Origin of the sequence: Pseudoclavibacter endophyticus (genome assembly GCF_008831085.1) — a bacterium.
Lineage (GTDB): Bacteria > Actinomycetota > Actinomycetes > Actinomycetales > Microbacteriaceae > Pseudoclavibacter > Pseudoclavibacter endophyticus.
In genome coordinates this window covers 1144494-1159974 of record NZ_WBJY01000001.1, presented here as the reverse complement: position 1 = coordinate 1159974, position 15481 = coordinate 1144494, and the positions used below count along the sequence as shown (strand labels likewise).

At 71.7% G+C, this 15481-nt stretch carries 14 protein-coding genes; 6 read left to right on the top strand and 8 right to left on the bottom strand.

The genetic code is table 11. The annotated features are described in order from the left end of the window. The first annotated feature begins 40 nt into the window (after window positions 1-40). Window positions 41-1351, top strand: coding sequence for a winged helix-turn-helix domain-containing protein (locus F8O04_RS05055; RefSeq protein ID WP_225734879.1), 1311 nt, complete (start codon window positions 41-43; stop codon window positions 1349-1351). A gap of 479 nt (window positions 1352-1830) precedes the next feature. Here F8O04_RS05055 and F8O04_RS05050 read toward each other — a convergent pair whose 3' ends face one another. Continuing rightward, window positions 1831-4584 carry a cation-translocating P-type ATPase gene (locus tag F8O04_RS05050; protein ID WP_158028205.1) on the bottom strand — a complete coding sequence of 918 codons (2754 nt, stop codon included), beginning with the start codon at window positions 4582-4584 and terminating at the stop codon, window positions 1831-1833. Between the two features lie 248 nt (window positions 4585-4832). On the opposite strand from F8O04_RS05050, the gene F8O04_RS05045 reads away from it, so the two are divergent. After that, window positions 4833-5183: an ArsR/SmtB family transcription factor gene (locus F8O04_RS05045; protein WP_225734878.1), complete on the top strand. Its 351-nt coding sequence runs from the start codon at window positions 4833-4835 to the stop codon at window positions 5181-5183. Continuing rightward, entirely contained in the window at window positions 5176-5667 is a 492-nt protein-coding gene (locus F8O04_RS05040) for an SRPBCC domain-containing protein (RefSeq protein ID WP_158028204.1), read from the top strand. Before F8O04_RS05045 ends, F8O04_RS05040 begins: the two co-directional genes overlap by 8 nt. Window positions 5668-5807: 140 nt before the next feature. Here the strand turns inward: F8O04_RS05040 and F8O04_RS05035 are convergent, their stop codons facing one another. The 6 genes from F8O04_RS05035 to F8O04_RS05010 form a co-directional block, all read right to left on the bottom strand. After that, window positions 5808-6527, bottom strand: a complete 720-nt coding sequence (locus F8O04_RS05035) for a MazG family protein (protein WP_225734877.1) — start codon at window positions 6525-6527, stop codon at window positions 5808-5810. Between the two features lie 84 nt (window positions 6528-6611). After that, a complete protein-coding gene (gene pcaDC, locus F8O04_RS15215; RefSeq protein WP_158028202.1) occupies window positions 6612-7910 on the bottom strand; it encodes a bifunctional 3-oxoadipate enol-lactonase/4-carboxymuconolactone decarboxylase PcaDC in 1299 nt (432 codons plus the stop codon). A gap of 81 nt (window positions 7911-7991) precedes the next feature. Continuing rightward, on the bottom strand, window positions 7992-9383 hold the full coding sequence (locus F8O04_RS05025) for a lyase family protein (RefSeq protein ID WP_188726267.1): 1392 nt from the start codon (window positions 9381-9383) through the stop codon (window positions 7992-7994). A gap of 220 nt (window positions 9384-9603) precedes the next feature. Next, window positions 9604-10185, bottom strand: coding sequence for a protocatechuate 3,4-dioxygenase subunit alpha (gene pcaG, locus F8O04_RS05020; protein WP_158028200.1), 582 nt, complete (start codon window positions 10183-10185; stop codon window positions 9604-9606). Continuing rightward, window positions 10185-11015, bottom strand: a complete 831-nt coding sequence (pcaH, locus tag F8O04_RS05015; protein ID WP_158028199.1) for a protocatechuate 3,4-dioxygenase subunit beta — start codon at window positions 11013-11015, stop codon at window positions 10185-10187. Before pcaH ends, pcaG begins: the two co-directional genes overlap by 1 nt. Window positions 11016-11070: 55 nt before the next feature. Beyond that, window positions 11071-12315: a 4-hydroxybenzoate 3-monooxygenase gene (locus F8O04_RS05010; protein ID WP_225734876.1), complete on the bottom strand. Its 1245-nt coding sequence runs from the start codon at window positions 12313-12315 to the stop codon at window positions 11071-11073. 201 nt (window positions 12316-12516) lie between these two features. Here F8O04_RS05010 and F8O04_RS05005 point away from each other — a divergent pair, with 201 nt between their 5' ends. Further along, on the top strand, window positions 12517-13104 hold the full coding sequence (locus F8O04_RS05005; protein ID WP_158028197.1) for a hypothetical protein: 588 nt from the start codon (window positions 12517-12519) through the stop codon (window positions 13102-13104). A gap of 56 nt (window positions 13105-13160) precedes the next feature. Here the strand turns inward: F8O04_RS05005 and F8O04_RS05000 are convergent, their stop codons facing one another. Next, window positions 13161-13766, bottom strand: a complete 606-nt coding sequence (locus F8O04_RS05000; protein WP_158028196.1) for a TIGR03086 family metal-binding protein — start codon at window positions 13764-13766, stop codon at window positions 13161-13163. 70 nt (window positions 13767-13836) lie between these two features. Here F8O04_RS05000 and F8O04_RS15005 point away from each other — a divergent pair, with 70 nt between their 5' ends. Next, window positions 13837-14775: a helix-turn-helix domain-containing protein gene (locus F8O04_RS15005; protein WP_225734875.1), complete on the top strand. Its 939-nt coding sequence runs from the start codon at window positions 13837-13839 to the stop codon at window positions 14773-14775. 303 nt (window positions 14776-15078) lie between these two features. Then, a complete protein-coding gene (locus F8O04_RS04990) occupies window positions 15079-15477 on the top strand; it encodes an ArsR/SmtB family transcription factor (protein ID WP_158028195.1) in 399 nt (132 codons plus the stop codon). Window positions 15478-15481: the final 4 nt, after the last annotated feature.

Genomic DNA, 15481 nt, shown 5'->3' with positions numbered 1-15481 from the left:
CCGGACTCGGAGCGACGGTGACACCGGCTACCGTGCAGGCATGGCACGATCCGCGACGTCGATGCAGACCCTCACCGCCTCGCAGGCCCGCCGCATCGCGCTCCGAGCGAAGGGATTCGCCGGGCCCGCTCGGTCGACCGAGCCCTCGCGACGCACGCTGGCCGCCGAGGTCGAGCGACTGCGCGTGCTGCAGATCGACTCGGTGAACGTGTGGGAGCGCAGCCACTACATGCCGCTGTTCTCGAGGCTCGGGCCGTACGACCGTTCGCGGCTCGACGCGCTGACCGGCGCGAGGAGCACCAGCGCCGGCACCGGCGCACGCGGCACGGTGCGCAAGGGGCCTGCGCTCACGGAGGCTCCGCTCACGGAGTATTGGGCGCACGAGGCCACGTTCCTGCCGGTCGACGATCTTCCGCTCTTCGCGTTCCGCAAGCGCGAGATGCTCACCAGGCTCGATACCCGGCACGCCGAGTTCTTCCGCGATACCGAGCGCCTGCGCACCTGGCTGCTCGCGGAGCTCGCCGAGCGCGGCCCGCTCCGGGCGAGCGAGATCGAGCACGACGAGAACCGCCGCTCGGGCCCGTGGTGGGGCTGGTCGGCGGTCAAGCGCACGCTCGAGTACCTGTTCTTGACGGGGCAGGTCGTCGCTGCCCCGCGGATCGGCTTTGAGCGGCGCTACGCCCTCGCCGAACAGGTGCTCCCGGCGCGCGTGCTCGGCATCGAGGTCGACGACGATGACGCGCGGCGCGAGCTCGTGCGCCGAGCGGCGATCGCCCTCGGCGTCGCGACCGCATCCGACCTGGCCGACTATTTCCGTCTGCCGGTCACCGCGACGAAACGCGCGATCGACGAGCTCGAAGCATCCGGCGAGCTCGAGCCCGTCATCGTCGACGGGTGGATGCGCGGCTCGGGATCGCTGCCCGCGTGGCGTCACCGCGACGCGACGCTCCCCCGTCGCATCGACCGCACAGCGTTGCTCACGCCGTTCGACCCCGTCGTGTGGTTCCGCGAGCGAGCGCTGCGCATGCACGACTTCCACTACCGCATCGAGATCTATACGCCCGCGCCGAAGCGGCGCTTCGGCTACTACTCGCTGCCGGTCCTCATCGGCGACCGCGTGAGCGCCCGAGTCGACCTGAAGAACGACCGCAGGCGCGGCGTCTTGCGGGTGCAGTCGGCGTGGCTCGAGCGGCACGCGCCGTCCGACGCGCCGCCCCGCGTCGCCGAGGCCCTTCGCGAAGCGGCGGAGTGGCAGGGGCTCGGCGTCCTCGAGGTGCAGTCATGGGGTGACCTCGCGCCCGCCCTCGCGGCCGAGCTCGGTGTGCGCCTCGAGCCGCGACCGGACGCCTGAACGTCAGGCTCTCCGAGCGAAACCCGGCCATCGATTCGTGAATGATGGCGTTATCTTCCTCAGTCGCCGACCAGGTGGTCTGCACACCACCGCAGACCGGACACCAAGCCGTTTACCCACGAGACGCGTCTCGCGTCCTAAAGTCGAACGCCCCATCGTCGGTGCCAAAGGAAGACGCCATCCTGCCCCAGTCCCTGGCAGCCCGGGCGCGGTCAGCAGCCATGCAGAGAGGTTGACCGACCACGGTGCTCGACGAGGTGAGCACGCCGAGCCGGGCACGACGGATCCCGCGGGGCCTCGCGCTTCGCGATGGTCGGCCACTCGCGCCACTCGCGGTGGTCGCGCCACTCACGACGGTCGCCATGGTCGTCAGGGACGCCGTGGTCCCCGTGGTCGCGCCACTCGTGCTGGTTGCGCCATTCGTGGTGGCCGCCACGGTCGCGCCTGCCGTCGTGGCCGCGAGCGACGGTGCGCGCGGGCTATCGGTCGCGCGCGGGCCGGATGCCCCCGGCCCCGTTCCGTGATCGGAGACGGGGCACGTGCATCGTGCGTCGCCGCCAGATGACGCGCACGGCCTTCTCGCCCTCGACGATGAGGAGCACCGTGATACCGAGCGCCGCGGACACGAGCCAGTCGATCGCTGTGAGCGGCGCGAATCCGAGCACCGCGGCGCTCATGTCCCACGACATCGCACCCCAGTGCAGCGCGAGCGCCCCGAACGCGCTCGCCAGGAGCAGCGGGTTCGAGAACGGGCTCACCGTGAAGGCGGAGCGATGGATCGCCCTGGCCGAGAACACCTGGAAGAAGTTGAACATGACGAGCGTCGTGACGGCGAGCGTTCGCGCGCGCTCGAGGTCGAGGCCCGCGCGCAGTGCGACGAGGTAGACCGTCAGGGTCCACAGGCCCATCCAGACGCCAGTGACACCCGTTCGGAGCCAGAGCGTGCGATCGAGCACGCCCTCACTGCGTGCGCGCGGCGGCTGCTCGAGCTCGCCGCCCTCGCCGCGCTCGAAGGCGAGCGCGACGTCCTGCACGCCGTTCGTGACGATGTTGGTCCACAGCAGCATGATCGGCAGGAAGATGATGGGCTCGTCGGTGAACACGCTCACGGCCACCGCCAGGAGGGAGGCGACGGCGCTCGAGAGGAGGAAGAACGTGGCCTTGCGCACGGCGTCGAACGTGATGCGGCCCTGACGGACGGCCGACACGATGGTCGAGAAGTTGTCGTCGAGGAGCACGACGTCGGCGGCCTCGCGCGCCACCTCCGTGCCGGACGCGCCCATCGCGACCCCGATGGCCGCCGCCCGCAGCGCGGGCGCATCGTTGACACCGTCGCCCGTGACGGCGACGGTCTCGCCGCGCCGTTCGAGCGCTCCGACGATGCGCAGCTTGTCGTGCGGCGTCATGCGCGCCGCGACGACGACGTCCTCGATGACCGCGTCGAGCTCCCGGTCGTCGAGCCCCGCGACCTCGCCGCCCGTGATCGTGCGGCCGTCGCCGAGCCCGAGTCGATCGGCGATCGCGCGCGCCGTGATCGCGTGATCGCCCGTCACCATGACAACGCGCACGCCGGCGCGCTGGCACTCACCGACGGCTTCGACCACACCCTCGCGTGGCGGATCGGTCATGCCCTCGAGGCCAAGGAACACGAGCTCGTGCGGCGGGGGCAGCGGGCCGTCCGCGTGCGCCTCCTCGTCGTCGACGGGGCGCTCGGCGGTCGCGAGGACCCGAAGGCCCTCCGAGCCGAGGCGCTCGTTCGCCTCGATGACGAGCCCCCGATCGATCGGGACGTTCTCGCCACCGTCACGCATGCGCGACGAGGCCAAAAGCACGCGATCCGGCGCCCCCTTGACGACGAGGACGGGACCGCCTGGCCGGTCGACCACCGCCTGCGAGAAGCCGAACTCGGGCTCGTAGTGCATGACCCGCAGCGGCACGGCCTCGACGTCGACGCGCGACACGACGCCTGCGGAGAGGGCGACCGCCGCCATCGCGACGTCGACGGCGTCGCCGACGAGGGCCTCGGCAGCCAAGTCGCCGTCGGCAGCACCGTCTGCGCCGGCATCGGCATCGGCCGACGCAGGCTCCGCGAAGCGGGCCTCATTCGTGAGGGCGCCGGCGCGCATCGCCTCCCGCTCGTCATCGCGCCAGTCGATCTCGGCGGGCCGCTCGCCCGTCGACAGGTCCCGCAGGCCGGCTCCCGGCGTCCAGAGGCGCTCGACCGTGAGGCGGTTCCTGGTGAGAGTGCCGGTCTTGTCGGACGCGATCACGGTGGTCGATCCGAGGGTCTCGACGCTCGCGAGCCGGCGCACGACCGCGCGCCGAGACGCCATGCGCGTCGTCCCGACCGCGAGCGCGATCGTGAGCACGAGCGGCAGCGCCTCCGGCATCGCCGAGACGATGAGCGCGACCGCGACGAGTAGCATCTCGGCGAACGGCATGCCGAGCACGAGCCCGACCACGAAGATCGCGACCGCCACGCCCGCGACCGCCACGCCGATCTGGACCTCGAGCCGTCGGATGATGCGCTGCAGCGGCGTGCGCTCCGAGGCTCCCTGCACAAGCTCGTTGATGCCGCCGAGCTCGGTGCCCTCTCCCGTCGCCGTGACGACGCCGATGCCGCGTCCCGCGACGACGAGCGAGCCGCTGAATGCCGAGTTCGTGCGGTCGGCCATGGTCGCGTCGGCGTCGACGGGTGAGGTGCGCTTGTCAACCGCGACCGATTCGCCGGTGAGCATCGACTCGTCGACGCGCAGGGCCGCGGACTCGATGAGCCGCACGTCGGCCGGGACGCGGTCGCCCGGCTCGAGCGCGACGACGTCGCCCGGCACGATCTCCGCCGCCGCGACCGTCACAGCACGCCCCCCTCGCACGGCGGTCGCGGTCGGCGTCGAGAGCGACTGCAGGGCGCGCACCTCGCGAGCGGCCTTCTGCTCCTGCCAGAATCCGACGACCGCGTTGAGCAGCAGCACGACGATGATCGCGATCGTGTCGTTCCAGTCCTGCAGCGAGATCGTGACGACGGCACAGACGAGCAGGAACAGGACGAGCGGCGAGCGGAACTGCCGCGCGAGCACGAACCAGACGGGCGACGGGGGCGTGACCGGCAGCTCGTTGGGCCCGTGCTCGGCGGCGCGTCGCCGCGCCTCATCGGCCGTCAGGCCGTCGCGGCTCGCGCCGAGGTCATCGAGGACGGCCTCCGAGGGGATGGCATGCCAGTCGGGGGGTGTCATGGCGGGCCTCTACCTTCATCGCGCGGCGGCGGCTGTTCCGTTCCACCCTATCGAGACGCGGCGGCCGCCACTTCGCTCTGGCCTGCCACGGGACGCCGCGAAGACCGGAGGCGCCGCTCCCACGGAGCACGCGACGCAGCTCCCGGTCCGCGTGAGACGCCGCGCGCGACGTCCGCAGCGTCCTCGCTCAGCGCGCCACAAAGTACACACCGTTGACACGTGACCATTTGGTCACCTATTGTCGAAGTGTGGATGACGACCTCGTGTTCAAGGCACTCGCGGACAAGACGCGCCGCGAGCTCCTCGACGCACTCTTCGAGCGCGGCGGCCGCACGCTCGGCGAGCTCGTCGAGGTCGTCAACCAACGCACCGAGATGTCGAGGTACGGAGTGTCGAAGCACCTGCGACTTCTCGCCGACGCGGACCTCGTGACCGTCCGCGCCTCCGGGCGCGAACGGGTGCACTACGTCAACGCGGTACCCATCCGACAGATCTACGAACGCTGGATCGACAAGTACACCGAGCCACATCTCCGTGCGCTCACCACTCTCAAATCGCGCGCGGAACGCGCCCACCGCAAGGAGCCAGACCATGACTGACGCACAACCGAACATCCAGGTCCACTCGATCTACATCGACGCCCCAGCAGAGAAGGTGTGGCAGGCACTCACCGACTCCGAGTACTCGAACAAGTGGGGCTACGGCGGCGACGTCACCTTCGAGGCGAAGCCCGGGGGCAGCTACATCAATCACACGACCGATGAGATGAAGCGGATGGGCATGGGCGACGTCGCGATGACGGCCACGATCGTCGAGCTCGACCCGCCGCACCGGCTCGTGCTCGACTCTCAGGCCGTGTGGCACGACGAGCCGCCGCAGCGCCTGACCTACGAGATCGCACAGCTCGCGGGTGGGCTCAGCCGCGTGACGTTGACCCACGACGTGACGAATGCGCCGAAAACGGCGAGCGACGTCGCCGGCAACGACAACGTCGAGCAGGGCGGCGGCGGGTGGCCCTGGACCCTCGCCAGCCTCAAGACGCTGCTCGAGACCGGCCGCCCGATGACGACCGCCGGGGCGTAGCCCCTCGGCCGTCCGTTCGCAGTGGCCATTGCACCGCCACGCCACACTTGTCCCAAGCGGTGCACGAGCCAATCGGATCGGTCAGACCGCCGCCCACTCAACCGGTACGGCGGCCGGTCGAACGGCGAGGCCGCCGCGCGCTACCCTCGCGCGGCGGCCTCGTGCGCGCGGACACGGGCCTCGAGCTGACGGATCGCGATACGCAGGGCCCGTTCGGCGTCGAGACCGGCAGCGCGGGCCTCGCGCACGATGCCGAGCAGCCGCTCGCCGAGGGCCGCCTCGGCGGTCGTCAGCTCGGCGTCGTCGTGGGTCGCCTCCTCGACCGCCCGAGCCGCCCCCGAGTCGCCTGCCTCGTCGGCCGCGCGACCGCCCGCCCGCTCGAGCCCGACCTGCCTCGCCTTGCCGAGCAGCTTGTCGGCGCGCGCGAGGGCGGGCAGTCCCGCCGGCACGCCATCGACGATGCTCTCGCGGTCGCGCTTTTCGACGGCCTTGGCGTCGCTCCAGAGGCGGATGATCTCGTCCATGTCGCGGGTCGGGCGCTCGCCGAACACGTGCGGATTCCGCCGCTCGAGCTTGTCGGCCTGGTCACGCGCGACGTCCTCCAGGCCGAATGCGCGTCCGTCTCCGCGCAACTCACCGATCGAGGCGTGGAACAGCACCTGGAAGAGCACGTCGCCGAGCTCCTCACGGATGTCGCCGGCGTCGCCCGACTCGATCGCCTCGACGAGCTCGTGCGTCTCCTCGATGAGGTACTTCACGAGCGACGCGTGGGTCTGCGCCTCGTACCACGCGCATCCGCGTTCGCCCCGAAACCGGGCAACGAGGTCGACGAGACGGTCGAGTTCGGGATGCGCGCTCATGGCTCCCATTGTGCCGTGGGCACGGCTGACCGCTGACGGCGCTGCGCGTGGCGTCCGGGCCCGTCGGCGCCGACCTTCGACCGGTTACGCCGTCGGGTCGGACTCGGCGAGCACGCGCTTCGCGATGCTCAGCGCGTGGTTCGCGGCCGGCACGGCGCAGTAGATGGCCGACTGCAGCGCCACCTCGACGATCTCCTCGTGGGTGAGGCCGATTCGCAGGGCCGCTCGCACGTGCATCTCGTACTCCTCCCAGAAGCCGCCGGCGATGAGGGCCGTCATGGTGATGGCGCTGCGGGTCTCACGGGGAAGCCCCGGGCGAGTCCAGATCGTTCCCCACGCGTATCGGGTGATCATGGCCTGGAAGTCGCGGGTGACGTCATCGATGGCAGCGGTCGAGCGGTCGACGTGCGACGCGCCGAGCACCTCGCGGCGCACCACCATGCCGGCGTCGTACGGGTCATCCTGCGGCACGCCCGCGCGGGCACGGGCGTCGGCCGCGACGTCGCTCGGGGTACCGCCGGTGGCCGCGCTCCCGGCCGCAGCGCTGCTCCCGGCCGCGCCGTCGCTCGCCGAGCCGGGGACAGCATCCCCGCCCCCGAACGCCTCGATGATGGCGCGCGCCGTCGCCTCCGGCGCCTCGGCGGGCGCCTGGTGCGCGACCCCAGGGAGCAGAACGTACGAGCCCGACGGCACGCCCTCGCCGATCCGGCGCTGCTCGCGCGGCGAGCACACGGGGTCCTCCGCACCCCCGATGGCGAGCACCGGCACCGCGATATCGCCGAGCACGCCCGTGAGGTCGTAGTCGGCGAGCGCGAGACAGGCGGCGGCGTAGTCGAAGCGGTCGGTGTGCTGCAGGTCATGCAGGAGCGAGGTGGTGACGGCCGGCTCGCGCTCGATGAACCCATCGGCAAACCAGCGCTGCGCCGACCCCTCGACCATGGTCGGGGTTCCAGCGGTGCGCACGAGCTCGGCACGCTCCCGCCACATCTCGGGCGTGCCGACCTTGGCGGCCGAGCACACCGACACGGCGCCGTCGAGCACGTCGGGGTAGTCGTGCGCGACCTGTAACGAGGTGGCGCCCCCGATCGAGTCGCCCGCGACGATGACGCGGGTGCCCTTGGCGATGACGCCGGACTCGCGCGACGATCGCACCAGCTCGGCCACGGCCTCGCCGAGCTCCGCGAGCGAGAACGCCTCCCCCGACGGCGCACTCGCGCCATGGCCCGGCAGGTCCCAGCCGATCACCTGGAACCGCTCGGCCAGGAACGGCACGGCGGGGCCCCATACCGAGGCCACGGAGGTGCCGAGCGACGGCCCGACGATCAGCGTCGGCGCGCCGGGCCGCTCGGCCAGCAGGGTCGCGGTGAGTTCGGGAGTCGTCATGGCGTCGGGCCTTTCGATGCGAGGGTGAAAGCGGGTGGATGCTCTGGGCTCGCGGAGCGCGCGGTCACGTGCGGGATGCGGTCACCCGGCGGCCGCGTCGCGCGCCTCCGCCCACGCCGCGACGGCGCGGTCGGTGAGCTGTTGCGCCTGACCAAGGTACCCCCGCGGGTCGAACGCCTCGTCGAGCGCATCGGCCGCCGGGCGCCCGTCGAGTTGGTCGGGGAGCACGGCGAGGGCGGCGGCGCGCACGTCGCCGTGGGCTCGCGCGGCCGACGCGATCGCGTCGCGCAGGCCCGTGCGACCACCCTGGGCGGCGTCGGCGAAGCGCCCGACGACGCGCTCCGCCAGCACGGCGTCGCCCGCGGCCGCGAGGTTGGCGCGCAGGCGCTCGGGGTCGGCAGTGAGGCCGTCGAGGAGGGCACACAGGTGCTCGGCGGCGCCGGTCGCGAGCCGCAGGAGCCCACGCAGGGCCGGCCACTCGGCGTGCCAGGCGCCGTCGGGACGCTCGTCGACGGCGTTCCCGGCCGCCGCGGCGAGCGTCGAGAGCAGCGCCGGCGCCTGGAGGGCGGCGCCGCGCAGCATGACCGAGCGCACGGGGTTGCGCTTGTGCGGCATGGCCGACGAGCCGCCGGCGCCCTCGGCGAGGCCCTCGGCGAGCTCGCCGAGCTCCGGGCGCGAGCCGGTCGCGACGTCGGCGGCGATGGTTCCCGCCGCCGCGACGACGCCCGCGAGCGCGGCGCCGAGCTGCAGCACGATCGCCCGGTTCGTGTGCCAGGGGCGCCCGGGATCGCTGAGCCTCAGCCGCGCTGCGAGCGCGGCGCGCAGGCCGTCGACGTCCGCGCCGGAGGCGACGAGCGACGCCGAGGTGCCGACCGCTCCCCCGAGCTGCACGGCAAGCGCAGCGCGGGCCTCGCGAACGCGCCCCAGGGCATCCTGCACCCCAACCAGCCAGGTCGCCGCACGGTAGCCGAACGTCGTCGGCAGCGCCGGCTGGCCGAGCGTGCGCGCGATGGCGAGCGTGTCGCGGTGCTCGGCTGCGAGGCGCGCCGCGGCGTCGCCGGCACCGATGAGGTCGGGGGCGAGGTGCTCGTCGATCGCGTCGGCGGCGATGAGCTGCAGGGCGCTGTCGAGCACGTCCTGGCTCGTGAGCCCCTTGTGCACGGCAGAGGCCGCTGCGGGCGCGTCCTCGAGCCGCGCCCGCAGCTGCGAGACGAGCGGGATGAGCGGGTTGCCGCCGAGCGGCGTCTGCTCGACGATGCGCCGCAGCTCATCGTCGCTCGGCACCGCGGCCGCGGCGCGGGCGATCGCGGCGGCGACGTCTCGCGGCACGATGCCGGCGTCGCCACACACCGTGCCCCACTCGCGCTCGACTCGGAGCATCGTGTGCGCAACCGCCCGGTCGTCAAGGTCGAGCGAGGAACGCGAGCCCGCCCACACGGGGTCGAGGAGTCCGTCATCGGCAGCCAGGTGCATGCTCAAACCTTGCCTCTCGCATCTGTGTGGCGAACAGGGTGTGGCTCCTGCCATCTCCCGCAGAATAGGCGGCGCGGCGCGCATCTGATGCACTCAGACGGTCGCGGCGCCGGGTGGACGCTCGCCGCGCGCACGCGCCGGATTGCCGGGCGCCACCCGCACGCGCCCGCCCGCTGGCTTTCGACCCCCACCGCGTCCCGCGCCGCCCTTCGGCCTTGCCCTACTTCGGCGTGTTCGGATAGGTCAGGAAGACCGTCTCATTCGCACCCTGCAGGCGCACGTCAAAGCGAAGGTCGCCGCTCTCCTCGCGCGTCGCGATGAGCGTGCGGCGCCGTTCCTCCGGCAGCGACTGCAGCAGCGGGTCGGCAGCGAGCAGCGCCTCGTCGTCCGGCAGGTAGATGCGCGTGTGCAGCTTGTTCAGCAGGCCGCGCGCGAACACGACGAGCGAGATGAACGGTGCCTTCCCGTCGATCGAGCAAGGGTTGACCGTCGTGAAGTTGAAGGCGCCGACGCCGTCTACCGCCTGTCGGCCCCAGCCGGTGAAGGTGTAGCCGTCTCGGAACAGCGAGCCCGGCTCCGATGAGATATTGCCCTGCTCGTCGGCCTGCCAGATCTCGAGCATCGAGTCGGGAATCGGGACGCCCTCGCCGTCGTATACGGTCCCGTGCAGGCGGATCGCGCCCGGGTGCGTGCGGTCGACGAGCTTCTCGCCGCCCTCGTAGGGCAGCGCGAACCCGTAGAACGGGCCGATGGTCTGCCCGGGCGTCGCCACGAGCTTCTGCGTGCTAGTTGTCTCAGTCATCAGTGCTCGTCGCCTTCCTCGGGCTCCATCCAGGTGCGGTGGCTTCCGGTGAGCACGATGTCCCACTCGTAGCCGGTGTTCCACTCGTGCGATGTGACGTCGTGGTTGTACGTCGCCACAAGTCGGTCGCGAGCATCTTGATCAACGATCGACTGGTAGATCGGGTCGAGCGGGAACAGCGGGTCGCCCGGGAAGTACATCTGCGTGATCATGCGCTGCGTGAACTCGGTGCCGAACAGCGAGAAGTGGATGTGCGCAGGGCGCCACGCGTTGTGATGGTTCTTCCACGGGTACGGCGCGGGCTTGATTGTGGTGAACCGGTAGCGGCCCTCGCCGTCCGTGAGGCAGCGTCCGACTCCCGTGAAGTTGGGGTCGATCGGGGCCGGATGCTGGTCGCGCTTGTGCACGTAGCGTCCCGCCGCGTTCGCCTGCCACACCTCGACGAGCTGACCGCGCACGGGCCTGCCGTCGCCGTCGAGCACGCGCCCGGTCACGATGATGCGCTCGCCGATCGGCTCGCCATCGGCCTGGATCGTGAGGTCGGACTCGAGGATGTTCACGTCGCGGTGCCCGAAGGCCGGCGAGAACAGCTCGATCGTCTCGGGGTCGGTGTGGTGCAGATCCTTGGTCGGGTGACGAAGGATCGAGCTGCGGTACGGCGCGAAGTCGATGCGCGACTGCGTCTCGACCGTGTCGCCGGCCTCGACCCCCTCACGGTACCGGCGGTGGGCATCCTGAATCTCCTGGGAGATCTGAGCTTGCGGGTCTCCGCTCGCCAGGGGGTCGAGCTCCTGCTCGACCTGCTCGGTCTGGTCGTCAGCGCCTGACATGTGTATGGCTCCTCGGTTGGTGGGGTGTGGTCGGGGGATGCGCCGGGCTCGGTGGTCAGGCCAGGTGCGGCCACCCGGTGTAGGCCTCGGCGAGCGCGGCTTGGCCGTGCCGCGAGTCGACGATGTCGCGCAGCTCGGCGAGCGTGCGGCGCCGCTCGAAGGGCGTGGCATCAGCGGTCGTATGCAGCATGGTCGTCATCTGGTACGAGAACCGCTGGGCGCGCCAGACACGTTGCAGCGCGGCGTCCGAGTAGACGTCGAGCTCGGCGTCGTCGCCCGAGGCGACCCAGCGCTCGATCGCGGGGGCGAGCACGCGCACGTCATTGAGAGCGAGGTTGAGCCCTTTTGCGCCGGTCGGCGGCACGGTGTGGCCGGCGTCGCCCGCGAGTACCAGTCGGCCGTGTCGCATCGGCTCGCACACGAACGAGCGGAAGGGCAGCACGTTCTTCGTGTGGATGGGTCCCTTCTTGAGCGTGAAGCCGTCGCGACCCTCGAGGCGGCGGTCCATCTCGGCCCAGATGCGCTCGTCATCCCACTCGTCGGGGTTCTCGCCCGGGTCGCACTGGAAGTACATGCGCTGCATGGTCTCGGTGCGCTGACTGATGAGCACGAAGCCGTGCTCGGAGGTCGAGTAGATGAGCTCGTCCGCGCTCGGCGGCGCGTCGACGAGAAACCCGAACCAGGCGAACGGGTACTCGATGAAGTGGTCGCTGCGCTCCTCGTGGGGGATCGACCTGCGTGTGACGCTGCGTGAGCCGTCGGCGCCGACGAGGAGGTCCGGGCGGATCTCGCGACGCACGCCGTCGGCATCCGTGTACCGGATGACCGGGTGCTCGCCGCGCCAACCGTCGACCTCGGTGTCGCTCACGCCGTAGCGCACATCGGCGCCGTCTCGATCGGCCGTCTCGGCGAGGTCGACAAACACTTCGTTCTGCGGGTAGAGCCAGACCGAGGCGTTGACGAGTCCAGTGAAGTCGATGTGATGGTTCTCGCCGTCGAAGCGCAGGTAGATGCCGCCGTGCTCGTATCCGTTGTCGCGGATGCGACTGATCGCGCCTGTCTCCGTGAGCAGTTCGACACTCCCCTGCTCGAGGATGCCGGCGCGCTGAGTCTCGGCGATTTCCTGCCGCGTGCGGTTGTCGATGGTGATCGTCGCGATGCCGGCGCGGTGCAGCAGGTGGCGCAGGAGGAGACCTGCGGGCCCGGCGCCGACGATGCCGACGGTCGTCGTCTCGACCTGCCGGGCGCCGGTGCCGCGGGAAGCTGCGGTCGCGGGCCGCCCTGCCGCCTCGTTGGTCACCGTCGACTCCTTCGCCGTCACGCGCCTGCATGCTCTCGCGCTCGCGTCGGCGCGGTGAGACCAAGTCTCGACGGTCGTCGGTGCGGCCGACAAACCGATTCTCATGTTGCGAGAATCGGGCGCACACCGCTCGCGTGCCGCCGGTGCGGCGGGGCGTCGCACCGCTCCCCGCCGACCTCCCCGGCCCCTACACTCGGGCGCATGACCGACGCCGCGCCGGCAACCGAACAGGACCTCGCTTCGACCGCCGGAGCCGCTCCGAGCCACGAGCCCGCTCGGTCGCTGTGGCGGAGCATCCCGAGGGGCCTTTGGATCGGCACCGGCGTCGCCGCGCTCGTCATGGCGGCCAGCATGTGGTGGGGCGTGACGTTCGAGGCGACCGAGACCGCGCGCATCCGTGACGAAGGCGACGCAACGATGCAGGGCCCCATCGTTATGGCCCTGCTCGGCGTGCTCGTGCCCATCGTCGTCGCCGTGTTTCTCGGCGCGGGTGTCGGCGGCCGCTTCGGCATCCTCGCGGCCGAGCGGCGGCCTCGTGCGGGGTTCGGGGCGCGCTTCGCCACCGGTGTTCTTCCCGCGCTCGCCCTGACGGCCGGCGCTGTCACCGCGGGAACGCTCGTCGCGGTGCTCGCGTGTCTCGTGGCCGGACTCACGGGCCTGGCGGCGCAGTGGCAGGCGCCGCTCGCGTTCGGCGCCCTGACGTTCGGCGTCGGAGTGGCCACCGCGATCCTCGGCCTCGTGCTCTCCGGTGCCGTCGCCAGCGTCATGCTGCGGCCGGCACGGGACTAAACCGGCGGGGAGCTCCTCACGTCCTCGGGTCGCCGCTCACTCCGGTGCCACGCGCGTCAGTTCGCGCTCCAGGCGGGGTCGCGCCCGGTCAGACCGACCAGCCGATCGAGCGCCGGCGCGTCGGCCGGCACCGGCACGGCCTCGCCGAACGACCGGCCCTCGCCGCGCATCTCGGGCGTCAGCATCTGCTCGAAGAGCGCGATTGACATCTCGAGGCCCTCGTCGTCCGCATCCCAGGTCCGCCCCGTCGCGCGCGCCAGGTCCCACCCGTGGACCTGGTACTCGCCGAGCATCATGCCCAGCGCCACCTCGCCTGGAAGGCCTGCCCCACCGATGACGACGGGCCGCTCAAGCGCTCCCCCGGCGACCGCGGCGCGGATGCGCACGGCGCGCTCTCGCACCTGTGCGGCCCCGTTTCCGTCGACGACGACCGCATCGGCGTCGGAGCAGGTGCCGTCGGCCGAGTCGAAGCCGTCGGCGAAACTCGTGAGCCAACCGACGACGTGCTGTCGAAGGTCGCGCACGCGATACTCGTGGCAGGGCGTCGGCGCGTCGTCGTGTTCGGTGCCGATCGCGTCGAGCAGCGCGGCGAGCTCGTCGAGCACGGGAGTGAGGCGGTCGAGCAGTCGCTGGGGCTGGGATGCTGGTGTTGTCGTGGTCATACAGCGAGGCTATGAACGGACGCGTGCCGGCGCTTGAAGGTTCGCGACAGCCGGCGGATGACGCAGCCGAGTGACGAGACCGGAGACCGAGACCATGCGCATCGACGACACGAGGGGCATCCTGCATCCCGCCCGGATGCTCCGTGACGTCACCTTGGAGCGGTACCCGGCACCGCAGCCGCTCGCGGGGCTCGTCGACTGGCTGTGGTCGGTGCGGTGGCGCCTCCCGCCCGGCGTGGAGTTCGCCCAGGACGTCGCGTCGCAGCCGGGCGTCAACCTCAGTGTGGGGCCTGCTCCCCCGCCGGGCGATTCACCGCCCGCGGGACCGTTTCCGTCCCGGTGGGTGCTCAACGGCGTGAGCACGGGGGTGACGCGGCGCGTGCTGCGCGGCTTCGGCTGGAACGTCGCCGCGAAGACGACGACGGGCGGGTTCGGCGCGTGGGTCGACGACGTGTCGCGGCTCACGAATCAGGTGTTCGACGGGGCGGCGGCGATCGCGGGGGCGGGCGTGCTTGCGGGGCTCGACCGGGGCATCCCATCCGCCCTCGCGGATGGCTGGGCGGCGCCCGAGACGGGCGTGCCCCCGAACGACGCCGAGACGGCAGTGATGCTCGCCAACGGTGCCGACGCCATTGCGGACGAGCTCATACGCCTGCTCGACGCCCGCGATCCGGCCCGGGTGGCGGAGGCTCGCGAGGTCGCGGAGGTCGCCCACATCGCCGAGCGCGACCGTGCCGTGCGGCGCGTCGACGAGCTCGCGGCGGCGGCCGGGGTCAGCGTGCGAACGCTGCAGCGTCGGTTCGCCTCGTGCGCGGGTGTGTCTCCACTGTGGGTGATCCGCCGGTTTCGGCTGCTTGATGCGGCAGAGCTCGCGCGCGATGGCGGCGGCGTCGACTGGGCCGGCATCGCCGCCGAACTTGGCTACGCCGATCAGGCGCACCTGACGCGCGATTTCCGGGCGGCGCTCGGCGACACGCCTGCCGCCTACGCGCGGGCGCAGCGCCCCTGAGCGCTGCGCCCTCGCCCCGTTCAGCCCCATTCAGCCCCGCCCTGTTCAGCGGCGCCCCGATAGAGGGGCGATACTGCCAACCCCGACCCACGACGCGCAGGGTGGGCAACATACCCCCTCCATCCGGACCGCGACGGCCGCGAGAACTCCGGCAGGCCGCCGCGCCGAGGGACCAGGCCGCACACGACCGCCCTCAGGACACGCGCCTGACCATTTGGTCCCTCGAGCCGGGCGCCGCACCCGCCGCCCCGGATCGCACCGACCCATTGACGTCCCCGTCGACGCGGCGTAACGTACAACCTGATGGTTGTACATAGAGACGAGACGACGAGGCTCGACGACGACGAGGTCGACGGGATCTTTCGGGCGCTCGCCGACGCGACGCGGCGCGACATCGTGCGGCGCACGCTCACCGGCGAGGCCTCCGTCTCCGATCTCGCCGCCCTGTACGACATGTCGTTCGCGGCGGTGCAGAAGCATGTCGCCGTCCTGGAGGGAGCCGGGCTCGTGACGAAGCACCCGCGCGGCCGCGAGCGACTGGTGCGCGGCAACCCCGCGGCGATCGGCAAAGCACAGCACCTCCTCGCGCAGTACGAACAGCTGTGGCGAGGGCGCATCGAGCGGCTCGACGCCCTCCTCGCCGACGACCCCACCGACCCGACGACCGAAGCTCCACCCGCCAGCGGGTCCGCACCCGACTAGCACC

Bases quoted from the DNA above. Each gene is read 5' to 3' on its own strand.
- F8O04_RS05050 (WP_158028205.1), bottom strand. From the start codon at position 4,584: ATGACACCCCCCGACTGGCATGCCATCCCCTCGGAGGCCGTCCTCGAT.
- F8O04_RS05005 (WP_158028197.1), top strand. From the start codon at position 12,517: ATGACCGACGCCGCGCCGGCAACCGAACAGGACCTCGCTTCGACCGCC.
- F8O04_RS05055 (WP_225734879.1), top strand. From the start codon at position 41: ATGGCACGATCCGCGACGTCGATGCAGACCCTCACCGCCTCGCAGGCC.
- F8O04_RS04990 (WP_158028195.1), top strand. From the start codon at position 15,079: ATGGTTGTACATAGAGACGAGACGACGAGGCTCGACGACGACGAGGTC.
- pcaG (WP_158028200.1), bottom strand. From the start codon at position 10,185: ATGACTGAGACAACTAGCACGCAGAAGCTCGTGGCGACGCCCGGGCAG.
- pcaH (WP_158028199.1), bottom strand. From the start codon at position 11,015: ATGTCAGGCGCTGACGACCAGACCGAGCAGGTCGAGCAGGAGCTCGAC.
- F8O04_RS05035 (WP_225734877.1), bottom strand. From the start codon at position 6,527: ATGAGCGCGCATCCCGAACTCGACCGTCTCGTCGACCTCGTTGCCCGG.
- F8O04_RS05025 (WP_188726267.1), bottom strand. From the start codon at position 9,383: ATGCACCTGGCTGCCGATGACGGACTCCTCGACCCCGTGTGGGCGGGC.
- pcaDC (WP_158028202.1), bottom strand. From the start codon at position 7,910: ATGACGACTCCCGAACTCACCGCGACCCTGCTGGCCGAGCGGCCCGGC.
- F8O04_RS05040 (WP_158028204.1), top strand. From the start codon at position 5,176: ATGACTGACGCACAACCGAACATCCAGGTCCACTCGATCTACATCGAC.
- F8O04_RS05000 (WP_158028196.1), bottom strand. From the start codon at position 13,766: ATGACCACGACAACACCAGCATCCCAGCCCCAGCGACTGCTCGACCGC.